We start from the raw sequence: 13,508 nt of genomic DNA, 5'->3' as shown, positions 1-13,508 counted from the left end.
ACCTTATAAATAATTGCTAACGTTATAAAAAGATTGGCTATACGGAAACCACTGAAGGATATGAGCATAATAGCAGCATCGTCTGTCTGCATCCTGTTATAAGCTCCAGCAAGTGCGGTTCACCATGGCGCGCATTCTCGACTATGATTGAAGCGCATGCCGCGCTGCGGCGGGCAGTGCACAGCGGCCGATCAGGATTGAGCAACACAACACTGGGCAACAAAACGGGCAAGCATGACAACAACAATGAGCGCATTCGGCAAGGCGGCTATCGGCGACTCCATCTATGCCATCAGTCGTTGGGGCGAAGGTTACTTTGAGATCGCCGACACCGGCCATCTGACCGTGCGTCCCGATCCGCGCTCTGCAACCCGCATCGATCTGGTTGAGCTGATTGAGCGTCTGCGTGAGCAGGGACTATCACTGCCGGTGCTGTTGCGCTTCGATGATATCCTGCGTGATCGTGTGCGTCGTCTGCATCAAGCCTTTGCTGAGGCCATGGCGCGCCATACCTACAGCGGGCGCTATCGCCCGGTTTATCCAATCAAGGTCAATCAGCAGCACAGCGTGGTGCGCGCTTTGCTGGCGGGCGGCGGCCTGGGACTCGAAGCTGGCAGCAAGCCGGAATTGCTGGCGGTCTTGGCGCTAACCCCCGATGACCAGAGCATTGTCTGCAACGGCTACAAGGATCGCGAGTATGTGCGCTTGGCGCTGCTCGGGCATCGTCTGGGGCGGCGCGTGTTTATTGTGATTGAAAAACCCTCGGAGCTGGATCTGGTCATCGACGAGGCGCGGCGCCTGGATGTTGAGCCACTGCTGGGCGTGCGGGTGAGGCTGGCGGCCGCAGCGGCTGGCAACTGGCAAAACAGCGGTGGTGAAAAAGCCAAGTTTGGCCTGTCGGCAAGTCAGATTCTGGCGCTGTTGGAGCGTTTGCAAGCCCAAGGCATTCTGTCTTGGTTGCGTCTGCTGCATGCGCATCTGGGCTCGCAGATTCCCAACCTGCAAGACATTCGCACCGGCGTGCTGGAGCTGGTGCAGTTCTACGCTGAATTGCGCGCCGCTGGCGCGTCCCTGGACACGTTGGATTTTGGTGGCGGTCTGGGCGTTGATTACGAAGGCACCCGCACCCGCGCCTATTGTTCAGTCAACTACAGTCTGAATCAGTATGCCGACACCCTGGTCAGCGCGGTGGCCGAGTGCTGTCGTGAGCGACAGCTGCCGGAGCCGGATTTGATTACGGAGTCCGGTCGGGCGCTGAGTGCTCATCACGCGGTGCTGATTACCGATGTGGTGGATCGTGAACAGGCTCCCGGACAGGAGGTGCCGAGCCAGGATCCTCTCGACCGCGAGCATCCAGCGCTCGCCGAACTTTTGGCCAATCTGGCAGCTGCTGCCACTGAGCCGCCTCAGGAAGTCCATGAGCGCGCTCAGGAGTTACGCGCTCAGGTGCAACAGGCATTTGCGCGCGGCGAACTCTCGCTGCGCATACGGGCACGCGCCGAGGAGCTGACGGCGGCCACCCATCGCGCGCTGCGACCGCGCCTGTCGCATGGCAACCGTCGCCAGCGCGAACGGCTCGACAGCATCAATGCAGTGCTGGCGGACAAGATATTTTGCAATTTTTCCTTGTTTCAGTCCCTGCCGGACATCTGGGCCATCGAGCAAATTTTTCCCATCCTGCCCCTGCAAAAACTCCATGAAGCGCCGACCACGCGGGCGATTGTGCAGGATCTGACTTGTGATTCCGACGGTTGCATTGGTCACTATGTTGATCAGGATGGTGTCGAGGCCAGCCTGCCCCTGCATGATTTCGACCCCAAAACGGATCCCTATCTGATTGGCTTTTTCATGGTCGGTGCCTATCAGGAAATTCTTGGCGATATTCACAATTTGTTTGGCGATACCGATGCCGTTAATATCGAGCTGGATCCCAGCTCACCAGATGGCTATCGCCTGCGCGACCTGGAGCGCGGCGACTCGACCGAAGAGCTGTTGCGCTATGTCCATTTTGAGCCGCGTGCGCTCTTGTCGCGCTATCGCCAACTCTTGCAGCGTGCTGATCTCGATACCGCCACGCGCGAGGCGTTTTATCTGGAATTTAAGGTCGGCCTCTATGGCTATACCTATCTGGGTCGCCTGTGACTCCTCATCGACTGACCGCCGCTGGCAGCTGCGCCTTAACCATGCATGAATTGTCTATTTGTCTGTCACTCCTTGACCAAGTCCAAGCGATTGCCGCCGAACATCAGGCGCAGGGCGTGACGCTGATTCGGCTGCGCATCGGGCCGCTGTCCGGGGTGGAACCGCAATTGCTCGCCAATGCCTATCCACTGGCTGCCGCTGGCACCCTCGCCGAGCATGCTCGGCTGGAGATCGACTCGGGCCGCATTGAGGTACGCTGTCGCGACTGTGGCGCAACCAGCGAGGCGAGTCCCAACCAGCTGCTATGCGCACATTGCGGCAGTTATCAGACCCAGTTGATCAGCGGTGATGAGCTGCTGCTTGCCAGCCTGGAGCTGGACATTGATACCGATGCCGCAGCGGCGGATGTCAGCTCAAGCGGCAACTAAACTCTGTTATCCACAGGTCCCGCGCATTGGGGCTGCTATACTCAAAGCTTTGCAGAACACTGTCGTCGGCGTGCCGTCAGCCCTACAGAAGACGGCGAGACATCCAGCATCAAACCCCATGGAGGTTCTTCTATCATGTGTGATACCTGCGGCTGCAACATTACCCCCGGCAATGCCCATCTGGTCACAGGCGAGGGCCGCCATGCGCATACCACCGATGGCCAGGCCAGTGTCGAGGTACTGGCCAACCTGCTGAGCGAAAATGATCATCAGGCCGCGCATAACCGTCATCACTTGGCGGCACATGGCGTTTTGGCGATCAATTTGATGTCATCGCCGGGCGCGGGCAAGACCAGCCTGCTTGAGGCGACCATTGATGCCCTGGCCGATGACCTGCGCATCGCGGTGATTGAGGGTGATCTGGAAACCGAAAACGATGCCGAGCGCATCCGCGCCCATGGGGTGCCGGCGGTTCAAATTGCCACCGGCAGCGCCTGCCATCTTGATGCCCATTTGGTGCATGATGCGCTGCATCGGCTCGATCTTGACTCCATAGATGTGCTGTTTATCGAAAACGTCGGCAATCTGGTCTGTCCGGCCAGCTTTGATCTGGGGCAGCGGCGCAATGTCGCCTTGCTGTCGGTGCCGGAAGGCGATGACAAACCCGCCAAGTATCCGGTGATGTTTCGCAGCGCCGATCTGGTGCTGCTGACTAAGACCGATCTGCTGCCGGTACTGGAGGATTTCTCGCCCGCCCGTGCTGAGCATTACCTGCGCCAACTGGCCAGCCCAGCTCCCTTCTTGTCTACAGCGGTGCGAGGCACTGCAAGCGACATTGTGCCCTGGCTCGACTGGCTGCGCGCCGAGCGGCAGTCGTTGCAGGATCAGGTGCGCAGTGGTGCACAGGAGCCAGTGCCGCCGCATCACCACGACCATCGCCACCACCACCATCATCATCATCATCATGACGGACATCATCATCATGGCTGAGCGCGCCTTGTCACACTCCCGCGCGCGCGTGCGGTGTAGCCGATGCGGTGCTGGCATCCTGCTGTTGGCACTGAGTATCATGCTTGCGACCGCCGCCCTGGCGGCTGATCGCACCACCGCATCCAGTGCTGTCTATGTCAGCGACAGTGCCTTTGGCGATGTGATGGATGGGTTGCGTCTGGCCATTGAGGAGCGCGGGCTGGTCATCAATAACATCATGCACATGAATGAGATGCTCGAGCGCACTGGCGCCGATCTGGGCATGGATCAACCGCTATTTGGAGATGCGGAGTCAGTCGAGTTCTGTAGTGCGGTGCTATCGCGGCGCATGATGGCGGAAGACCCAACGCGGATCGTCAACTGTCCCTTTATTATCGCGGTCTATACTCTGCTCGATCAGCCTGGCAAAACCTTCGTCACGCACCGGCGCTGGAGCGCCGAAGCACTGGCGTCCAGCCAGGCCATGACCGAAGTGGCCACCATGCTGGAACAGATTGCTGAGCAAGCGGTGACGTGGTAACCCGACCGGCACGCTGGCACATCCTGGCGACCACGCTTAACTTTGCACCACCCCTAACCCTTCGGTTAGGCTTTTGGGAACAGATTATCGTGACACAGCAGATTCACTCGTCCGTGGGGGCTGAAACCATGAGCATTGAGCACAGGATGCCGCGCCAGGTGCCACTGGCCCTGATCAAGCCCGGCTGGTTGCTCGCCGCCCTCCTGGTCAGCTTGTTCGCCAGCGGTTGTGCCTCCGTGCCGCCGGAATATCGCGATCCGCGCGATCCCTGGCAGCCCTACAACCGGGCGATGTTTAAGTTCAACACCGACTTCGATAACGCCTTCATCAAGCCCACTGCGCGGGCGTATCAGAAGGTCATGCCCGAGCCGGTCAACCGTAGCGTGACCAACTTTTTCGATAACTTCGCCGATCTGACCTCGGCGGTGAACAATCTGCTGCAATTTAAGCTGCTGCGCACCGGCAGCGATATTGGCCGCGTCCTGGTCAACAGTACCGTTGGTGTGCTGGGATTTTTTGATGTGGCCACCAACATGGGCATTCCGAGCTACAAGGAAGATTTCGGCCAGACACTGGGTTACTGGGGCTTTGTCGATGGTCCGTACTTTGTGATACCCATCGTTGGGCCAAGCACCGTGCGCGACACCTTTGGCTTTGCCGGCGATATTGTGATCGATCCCTTCTACAGTCTGGACAAAGATGAGATATACTGGGGCTTTATCGGGCTGCGAGTGATCGACGAGCGCGCTGGGCGGCTGGCGGCTGGCGACATCTTCGGCGAGGCTGCAATCGACCGCTACAGCTTTGTGCGCGATGCCTACCTGCAAAATCGTGCCACGGGCGATTACCCGCGCGACGATGTGATGGACGGCAAGGACTGGGATCTTGATGTGGTTGACTAGGGGTCACCACTCACCAACCGACGAGCAATCACGCAATGGATGACACGCTTAAACGTCTGCTTGACGCGGAAGTGCGCGCTGAGCAACTGGCTCAGGAGGCCGAGCGCGCGCAAGAGCGCGTGATCCAGCAGGCGATGGAGGATGCGCGCCGTGCTGAAGAACGCTTTCGCGCCTCAATCCCGGAGTTGCATCGTGGTCAGATCGACAAGGCCGATGAGCGTGCCATGCAAACTGTGGCTGAATTGCGCCGCCGTTATGATGAGCGCCACATACAGTTGCGCGATATGGCTGAGCAGCGCGAGGACGATGCGCTCGAATCCGCCTTTGCACTCCTGATCGACACTAGCCTGTGAAAAGCCTTGCTATAGTGCGCGCAAGACGGCCCCTGATCCGGTCAGGTATCCTGACGTTATGAGTGCCGCCGCACACGCCTATCTCAACACCCGGGTTTCGGTGATGAGTGCCCGGCTGCTTGATGCGCAGCGGGCCAATGCACTTCTTGAGCTACCGCTTCAGGAATTGGTCGAGCGCTTGGATCTGGCTGCGATCATTGAGGAAGAACTCTCGACCCATGCCAAAATGCGCGCGGTTGAGCAGGCACTGATTCAAACCCTGCTTGCCGATGTCTCCATCCTGATTCGCCCGATGAACCCGGCCGAGCGCGCGCTGGTGTTGAGCTGGGGACGCCGCTATGCCCTGTTTAACCTCAAGACGCTGATTCGCGGCAAACTCTACGATTTGGATTCGGCCGCCATCCGCAAGGATCTCTATGATCTGCCGCCGGGGTTGCGCCTGTCGCGTGATGAGCTTTTTCGCACGGAAAATGTGCTGGAGCTGCTCAGAGTGCTGGAGCGCGGTCCTTTTAGCCTGCTGGCGCGCCAGGCGCGCGAGGTCTATGAGCAAAAACGCGAGCCTTTTGCGCTGGAAGCGGCCATCGACCAGCAGTATTACAGCGATCTGGTGCGGCAAACCCTGCGCTTTCAGGGCGACAGCCTGCAACCGCTGCGGCGGCTGATCGGCGCTCTGCTGGATCGCGTGGATCTGATGTGGATGCTGCGGTTTCGCTTCGCCTACGGTTTCTCGCCTAGCGAAACCTTTTATCAGTTGGTGCCCTCGCCGCGTTTGCTGCATCGCGCGCGCCTGCTGGATCTGGTCAACCGCGAAAACCTGCGGCAGTTGCTCAGTGCCTTGCCAGACCCGCTGGCGGAACAACTGGCCGAAGCGACTGATCTGATTGAAGTCCAGCGCCTGACGGTGGCCCATCAGGCCACCGAAACCCGACGCATACTGAGCCAAAGTGCCTCCGGAGTGACGCGTGCGCTGGCCTATCTCATCCTGCGCGAAATGGATCTGATGTTTCTGCTGGCACTTATTCAGGGCGGACTGCTTGGGCTGCCGCAGGATGTTATCAAGACGGCCGTGGATCCGCATACGCTTGACAGCTCCGGCATGAGCCGCTCTGCGCTGGCGGCGGCCGCCTGAAGGATGCTTTAAGATGGACAACGCGATCTGCCCTCAGCAAGAGCCTCTTCAGTCATGAGCCGCTTCCCCGTTCCCACGACCGCCCTCTTTACCGACCTGGCCAGCAAGGCGCGGGCGGCTGTGACGGCGCTGTGGCAGGAGATCAGGGGCCGGGTTGAGGACGACACCCGCCCACGGCTGCTACCCTTGCCGATGCAGCATGTGCGCCTGATGCTGATGGCCGAGGATTTGCCGCGCGCCTCACTGGCGCTGGCTGAGACGGAACAATTCCATCCCGATACCCGTCTCCCCGAGGAGCAGGCACTGGTCAGCCTGCCGGGACGCGATTATCGCGACACCTTTACCCTGGCCCGCTCGCGCCTGGATAAGATCGCTAAGATTGTCGCTCTTGAGGAAACCCCGGTGCTTGAAACCCTGCGGGTGATCGATCACTACGAGCTGGAGACGCTCAACAACCGACTCGGCGAGCTGTGGCAGGAAACCTCGCGCTTGGACGAAGACTTGCGCAGCCTGGATGCCGAAGATCGCCTCCTACGGGAACAGGAAGCCGCACTGGCAAACTTCGCCAACCTGAAAGTCGATCTGGGTGCCCTGAAGCGCAAGACCCGCTTTCTGGATTTCTACATCGGACTGGTGCCGCGCGAAAATGTCAGCCGTCTTGAAGGCGCTGTTGCGCTCGCCGGTCATCTGTTGCTGAATTATCTGCAACGCGACAATCATGCGCATGTGGTCATCATCGGCCCGAGCGGCGAGCGAGAGAACCAGCTCGGCTCGGTGTTGAGTTCAGCCGGCTTTCAAGCGCTGCCGATTCCCGATGGCATCATCGATAAGACGCCGGCCGAACTTGAAGCCGACTTCCGCCTGCGCCACCAGCGTCTGGAGAAAAACCGCGCTGCCTTGCAGCAGCAGCTGGCCAACTGGCGTCAGGCCCATGCCGACACCTTGATCGCCGCCCGTGAGACGCTGCTGTTGGCAGAACCGCTGATTACCCTGGACCCGTCCATTCATGGGGTGAAGAGCTTGGCGGTGCTGTGCGGCTGGGTTCCGGCACGTGCTTTAAGCCGCCTGCGGGATAATTTGCAGCAGCAGTTGCAACAGCCCTTTGCGCTTGAAGCGCGCCATCCAACCGCTGAGGAACGCCCGCTGGTGCCCACGGTTCCGACGCACAATGCACTGCTCACGCCTTTCTCCACCCTGGTCAAGCAATACGGTATCCCGCAATACGGTGAGATCGACCCGACGCCGCTGTTTGCGCTGACTTTCCTGCTGATGTTCGGCATGATGTTCGGCGATGTTGGCCATGGCGCGGTGATCGCCTTGGCGGCCTATTTGGCACGCGACAAGCTCAAACATTTTGCTACCTTTGGCATCGCGGCTGGCGTGTCATCAATGCTGTTCGGCTTTGTGTTCGGCAGTATCTTTGGTGTCGAGCACTGGCTGCCTGCGCTCTGGATGCCACCGTTGGAAAATCCGATTCTGATGCTTGAGGTTGCCTTGATCTGGGGCATTGTGTTTATCATTGCGGCCTGCTCGCTGGGGATTTACAACCGCTTTGCTGTCGGTAACATTCAGGGCGCGCTGCTGGCTCCGCACGGTTTGGTCAATCTGCTGTTTTATCTTGGGTTTCTCAACGGTGGCTGGAATCTAGCCACCGAAGGCAGCTTCGGGCTGTGGCCAGCACTGGTGGTCGTGGGGGCGCTGCTGACCCTGGCCGTCCATCAGTGGCGCCATCTGTCCGGCCCAACCGGTGAGAAAGTGCTGATTGTGGTGATCGAAACCCTCGACACTGTGATCGTTTACCTGTCCAATACGCTGTCGTTTTTGCGCGTCTCGGCCTTTAGTTTGAACCACGCCGCTCTGGCAATCGCCATCTTTACTCTGGCCGATATGCTCGGCACCTTTGGTACCATACTGACCTTGATCCTGGGTAATCTGTTCATTCTGGTGCTCGAGGGTGGCATTGTGATGATTCAGGTGATGCGTTTGCAGTATTACGAAGGCTTTTCGCGCTATTTTTCCGGTGACGGTCACGAGTTTGCTCCGCTGCGACTGCAATACCGTCAACCCGCAGCAGCGGTGGCCCAGCCGGCTGCGGACACCACACCTCTTAACCATTCCCCGGCGGTTTCGACCCGCTAATGCGCTTTTTGTCACATAGCTTTTTGTCACATCAGGAGTCGCCTACATGTATTGGCTCGTAGTTCTCATGTCGTTCGCCATCTTCTCGCTGGTGGCAAGCGGTTTGTATCTGGAATTTCAGCCGGCCCAGGCGGTTCGCGTGCGCACCTGGCTGCGACCGGTGCTGAGCACCCAATTGCTGAGTTTTTTCGGTGCCCTGATCGGCCTGTTGGTGCTGGGCGTTGGTGACGCCATGGCCGAGGCCGGAGCCGTCGCCAATCAGGCCGTCGAGATCTCTACTGGCATGGGGCTGGCTATTCTTGGCGTTGGCATCCCCACCGGCCTTTCAACCATTGGTGCCGGCATTGCGGTGGGCCCCATCGGCGCCGCTTCTCTGGCCGCCGTGATGGAACGCCCCGAGGCACTGGGACGCAGTCTGATCTTCCTGGGTCTGGCCGAGGGCATCGCCATCTACGGTCTGGTCATGAGTATTTTGCTGCTAAATCGTATCTGATGGTGCTTATATCGCCAGGGCAAGGACGAAGCGCATGAGCGAAGCAGCACCGGCCAGCAGTGCAGCGACCAGCCCAGGGAGCCCAGTGGTGGGTTCCCAGACCCAGATGCTGTTTTTCGGTGAGGAGGCGCTAGCCGACGGTTTCCGGCTGATCGGCTTCGAAACCTATCCCGATCCGGCACCGGAACTGGTGGACAAACGGTTGCGTGAGCTACAGCGGGATCGCGCGCGGGCCTTTGTTATTGTGGATGACAACCTGATGCAAGCCGATATCGCCGCTCTGCATCAAGCCCGTCGTGAGGGTGGGCGCATTGTGGTGATTGCCGTGCCGCGCCTGTGCGCCGATCCGCAACTGCACAGCGAAGTGGCCGAGCGGCTGAGCGCCATGTTCGGTGGCTCCGCGCTGCACGGATAGCGCCAGGCATCCATGATTGTCCACTCTTAATAAAGAACGATAATTGACCACCGCCTACTGACCATCACAGGTTTGATCGTGACTCAAGCACAAGATTTGGAACAAGCCATCCTGGCCCGGGCCGAACGCCTGGCGCAGGAGTATCGCGAGCGCGGCCAGCGCTCGCGCGATGCCATTTTGCGCGAGGCGGCGAGCAAACTGCGGCTGCGCGAGGAGCGTGAGGACAGCATTGCCAAGGCACTTGGCGAGCGTACCTTCCGCCAACGGGTGCAGGCGCAGGAAATCAAAATGCAGAGCGACCTTGACCGCACGCGCTGGAATCTGGTGCGCAATGTGGAAGCACGGCTGACCGAGAAAATGCTTGCGCATACCGAAAACGAACCCGCGTATCTGGAAACCCTAAGCGGCTTCATTCGAGCGGCTGCCGAGGAAATTGAACACCATGAACTCAGGGTTCATGCCAATGCGCGGGATTTGAAACGACTCCAGTCACACTGGGAACGCATCCTGGCGGTGGTTCCGGACCAGGTGCAGCTGAAGCTAGCGGAAGATCCGATCAACACCCTGGCGGGCGTGCTGATCAGCAGCGCCGATGAGCGCATCCGCGTCGATAACACTTTTGAGGGTCGCCTCGCCCGCCTGGGCACGCGTGTGCAGCAGACCATTCTGGAGCGTCTGCTGCCGAGCGGCTTCGATACCGGCAACATCTTCGGTGGCTGAATCTCATGACTGATACTCAACGCAGCGGCCGAGTGCGCGAAATCAACGGCCCCATTGTCACCATTGATCTGCCGGGCGTGCGCAGCGGCGAGCAGGTAAAAATCGGCGAACTGGGGCTGATCGGTGAGGTCATTTCCCTCAGCGGTGAGCAGGCCGTGGTGCAAACCTATGAGAGCACCGATGGCGTGCGCCCCGGCGAGCCGGCGGTTGGTTTGGGCTGGCCCCTGTCCGCCGAGCTTGGCCCCGGATTGCTAGGTGGGATCTTCGATGGCGTGCAGCGTCCGCTGGAGAAAATCGCCATGGAATCTGGCGACTATATTCGCCGTGGCCTGGCTCTGCCGGCGCTTGACCGCACTAAGCAGTGGGACTTTGAGCCTAACGACGCACTGGAGCTCGGCGCCCGCGTGGGCCCTGGCACCGTGCTTGGCACAGTGCAGGAAACCGCGACCATCGTTCATAAGGTTCTGGTGCCACCCAATGTCCAGGGTGAGCTGACGGAATTGGCACCGGCCGGTGCCTATGACATCGAATCCACCATCGCTCAGGTGCGCGATGCGCGGTCAGGTACAACGCAACCCGGCCCCAGTCATCGGCTCAGCCTCTATCATCGCTGGCCGGTGCGGCGCCCGCGCCCCTATGCCCAGCGCGATGATGGCATCTCGCCACTGATCACCGGCCAGCGCGTCATTGACAGCTTCTTCCCGCAGCTCAAGGGTGGCAAGGGCGCCGTTCCGGGTCCCTTTGGAGCTGGCAAGACGGTGGTGCAGCAACAGGTGGCGCGCTGGTCGAATGCCGATATTGTAATTTACGTCGGCTGCGGCGAACGTGGCAACGAGCTGGTCGATGTGCTGGAAACCTTCCCTCAGCTCGAAGACCCTTACACTGGCCGCAAGCTGATGGAAAAGACTCTGCTGGTGGCCAATACCTCCAACATGCCGGTGGTGGCACGCGAGGCGTCGATTTATATCGGCCTGACCATGGCTGAGTATTACCGCGATATGGGCTATGACGTGGTGATGCTGGCGGATTCCACCAGCCGTTGGGCTGAGGCGCTGCGCGAGGTTTCGGGCCGCTTGGGACAGATGCCGGTAGAAGAAGGCTATCCGGCCTATCTGGCCTCGCGCCTGGCGGCGGTCTATGAGCGCGCCGGTCGGGTTGAAACCTATGGTGCCGGCTCCGGTTCTGTCACGCTGATCGGTGCGGTGTCGCCGCCGGGTGGCGATTTCTCTGAACCCGTCACCAGCCACACCAAGGACATTATCGAGACTTTCTGGGCGCTGTCCAAGGAACTGGCCGATGCACGCCATTATCCGAGTATCGACTGGGTAACCAGCTTCTCGGCCCATGTGCATACAGCAGCTGAGTGGTGGCACGAGCAGGTTGATCCGGCCTGGGAGCCACGTCGTGCCCAAGCGCTCGGGTTGTTGGCACGTGATGCCGAACTGGCCCGCATCGTGAATCTGGTCGGTCCCGAGGCGCTGTCCGATACCCAGCGCTGGGAGCTGGAAGGCGCATCCCTGGTCAAGGAAGGGGTGTTGCAGCAAAGTGCGCTTGATGAGGTGGATACCTTTTGTTCGCCGCAAAAACAGTTTGCGCTGCTGGATCTGGTGTTGTCCATCTATGACCAAGGCGCTGAGCTGGTCGAGTTGGGCGTGCCGGTCAGCGAATTGCAGAACCTGCCTCAGTTGGCTAAGGTGCGCCGCTGCAAGTCGATGTACAACAGTGATCAGGTTGACAGTATTCGCTCCTTTGCCCGAGAGGTTGGGGAAGCACTCGAGAAAATCCGCTTGGAGTATGCCAAGCAGAATCAGGCGGCTTGAAATCGGCGTATAGTCCCGGCTGATGATTTTTCCCCCTGCCAAGGCTGGGGTTTCTTGCGGAGAAACCGATGAGTATCAAGGAATATCGCACTGCAAGTGAGGCGCGCGGCGGGCTCATCGTTGTGCGCGACACCCCTGGGGTCGCTTTTGGTGATCGGGTGCGCATTACCGACGAGCGCGGGGAGACGCGCGATGGTCAGGTGATTCGCGCCGCCGATGATGAAGTCCTGATTCTGGTGTTTGAGGGCACCGACGATCTGGATTTGTCTGGCATTTGGGTGCGTTTTCTCGATCAGCCGGTCGAAATTGCTTTGTCACCGGAGCTGCTCGGGCGTGAATTCAATGGCCTTGGTGAGCCGCGCGACGGGCGCCCGCCGGTGCTGTCGAATCTGCGCCGCGCGGTGGGCGGTTCGGCGATCAACCCGGCAGCGCGCACCTATCCGCGCGAATTCATTCAAACTGGTGTTTCCACCATTGATGGGCTGAACTCGCTGGTGCGTGGGCAAAAGCTGCCGATCTTTTCGGGCTCCGGTCTGCCGCATAACCGACTTGCAGCTCAGATCGTGCGCCAAGCCAAGCTCAAAGACGAGGATTCCAGCTTTTCCATTGTCTTCGCGGCTATGGGCGTGTCCTATGCCGATGCCAAGTTCTTTCGCGATGAGTTCGCCAGCTCCGGTGTGCTGCGTAATGTGGTGATGTTCGTCAACCTGGCTGATGATCCACCGGTCGAGCGCCTGACGCTGCCACGCACCGCGCTGACCGCTGCTGAGTATCTAGCCTACGAACTCGACCGCCATGTCCTGGTCGTCATGACCGACATGACTTACTATGCCGAGGCGCTACGTGAGGTCGCAACCGCCAAGGGCGATGTGCCGGCGCGCAAGGGCTATCCCGGGTATCTGTATTCGGATCTGGCTGAGATCTACGAGCGCTGTGGGCGTATCCACAACCGTCATGGTTCCATCACCATGGTGCCGGTGGTGTCCATGCCCTCCGATGACATCACCCATCCAATCCCCGACCTGACCGGCTATATCACCGAGGGGCAGATCGTGCTGTCGCGCGAGCTGCACAACCAGGGCATCTATCCGCCGGTGCACATTTCTCCCAGTCTGTCGCGTCTGATGAAGGACGGCATCGGCAAGGATGACACCCGCGAGGATCATCCTCATGTCGCCGCTCAGCTCTATGCGCTCTATGCCCGCGCTCTGGAGACGCGCAATCTGGCCTCTATTATTGGCGCCGACGAGCTCTCCGAACGTGATCGCCGCTATCTGAAATTTGCCGATGATTTCGATCAGGCCTTTGTGGGCCAAGGTGAGTCCGAAGACCGCTCGATTGAAGCAACCCTAAACCTGGCCTGGGAGCTGATGAGTAAGTTCCCGCGCGACATGCTCACCCGCATGTCCGAGACTGAGCTGGCCAAATACTACCAAGGCTCGGCCTGACGGCTGAAT

Annotated in this window: 13 protein-coding genes; all 13 read left to right on the top strand. The window is 59.7% G+C overall.

Features of this window, described 5'->3' with window-relative positions; all coding sequences use genetic code 11:
- Nucleotides 1-246: 246 nt before the first annotated feature.
- The 13 genes from speA to CKO36_RS04750 all read left to right on the top strand — a co-directional run bounded on the left by speA (nt 247) and on the right by CKO36_RS04750 (nt 13,499).
- Nucleotides 247-2,142: a biosynthetic arginine decarboxylase gene (gene speA / locus CKO36_RS04810; protein WP_200281268.1), complete on the top strand. Its 1,896-nt coding sequence runs from the start codon at nt 247-249 to the stop codon at nt 2,140-2,142.
- 41 nt (nt 2,143-2,183) lie between these two features.
- Nucleotides 2,184-2,570 carry a hydrogenase maturation nickel metallochaperone HypA/HybF gene (locus CKO36_RS04805; RefSeq protein WP_200281265.1) on the top strand — a complete coding sequence of 129 codons (387 nt, stop codon included), beginning with the start codon at nt 2,184-2,186 and terminating at the stop codon, nt 2,568-2,570.
- Between the two features lie 135 nt (nt 2,571-2,705).
- Nucleotides 2,706-3,560, top strand: coding sequence for a hydrogenase nickel incorporation protein HypB (gene hypB, locus CKO36_RS04800; RefSeq protein ID WP_200281262.1), 855 nt, complete (start codon nt 2,706-2,708; stop codon nt 3,558-3,560).
- Nucleotides 3,535-4,080 (top strand): DUF302 domain-containing protein, encoded by a 546-nt coding sequence (locus CKO36_RS04795; protein ID WP_242469394.1) that lies wholly within the window; start codon nt 3,535-3,537, stop codon nt 4,078-4,080. Before hypB ends, CKO36_RS04795 begins: the two co-directional genes overlap by 26 nt.
- A gap of 89 nt (nt 4,081-4,169) precedes the next feature.
- Nucleotides 4,170-4,982, top strand: a complete 813-nt coding sequence (locus CKO36_RS04790; protein ID WP_338053420.1) for an MlaA family lipoprotein — start codon at nt 4,170-4,172, stop codon at nt 4,980-4,982.
- A 35-nt stretch (nt 4,983-5,017) separates the two neighbouring features.
- Nucleotides 5,018-5,335, top strand: coding sequence for an ATPase (locus tag CKO36_RS04785; RefSeq protein WP_200281259.1), 318 nt, complete (start codon nt 5,018-5,020; stop codon nt 5,333-5,335).
- Nucleotides 5,336-5,393: 58 nt separating this feature from the next.
- Nucleotides 5,394-6,464: a V0D/AC39 family V-type ATPase subunit gene (locus CKO36_RS04780; protein WP_200281256.1), complete on the top strand. Its 1,071-nt coding sequence runs from the start codon at nt 5,394-5,396 to the stop codon at nt 6,462-6,464.
- Between the two features lie 192 nt (nt 6,465-6,656).
- Nucleotides 6,657-8,603: a V-type ATP synthase subunit I gene (locus tag CKO36_RS04775; RefSeq protein ID WP_200281334.1), complete on the top strand. Its 1,947-nt coding sequence runs from the start codon at nt 6,657-6,659 to the stop codon at nt 8,601-8,603.
- 46 nt (nt 8,604-8,649) lie between these two features.
- Nucleotides 8,650-9,096: an ATP synthase subunit C gene (locus CKO36_RS04770; RefSeq protein WP_200281253.1), complete on the top strand. Its 447-nt coding sequence runs from the start codon at nt 8,650-8,652 to the stop codon at nt 9,094-9,096.
- Nucleotides 9,097-9,130: 34 nt separating this feature from the next.
- On the top strand, nt 9,131-9,511 hold the full coding sequence (locus CKO36_RS04765) for an ATPase (RefSeq protein ID WP_420826313.1): 381 nt from the start codon (nt 9,131-9,133) through the stop codon (nt 9,509-9,511).
- A gap of 78 nt (nt 9,512-9,589) precedes the next feature.
- The gene (locus CKO36_RS04760; RefSeq protein WP_200281251.1) at nt 9,590-10,231 is read left to right on the top strand and encodes a V-type ATP synthase subunit E family protein; all 642 of its coding nucleotides are present in this window, start codon (nt 9,590-9,592) and stop codon (nt 10,229-10,231) included.
- A gap of 5 nt (nt 10,232-10,236) precedes the next feature.
- Complete coding sequence (locus tag CKO36_RS04755; RefSeq protein ID WP_200281249.1) at nt 10,237-12,051, top strand: V-type ATP synthase subunit A; 1,815 nt, start codon at nt 10,237-10,239, stop codon at nt 12,049-12,051.
- A gap of 68 nt (nt 12,052-12,119) precedes the next feature.
- Complete coding sequence (locus tag CKO36_RS04750) at nt 12,120-13,499, top strand: V-type ATP synthase subunit B (RefSeq protein ID WP_200281247.1); 1,380 nt, start codon at nt 12,120-12,122, stop codon at nt 13,497-13,499.
- Nucleotides 13,500-13,508: the final 9 nt, after the last annotated feature.

The sequence above is a fragment of the Rhabdochromatium marinum genome (genome assembly GCF_016583795.1).
GTDB lineage: Bacteria > Pseudomonadota > Gammaproteobacteria > Chromatiales > Chromatiaceae > Rhabdochromatium > Rhabdochromatium marinum.
Note: the sequence above shows the minus strand (reverse complement) of the source record. Positions and strands in the feature narration are given on the sequence as shown.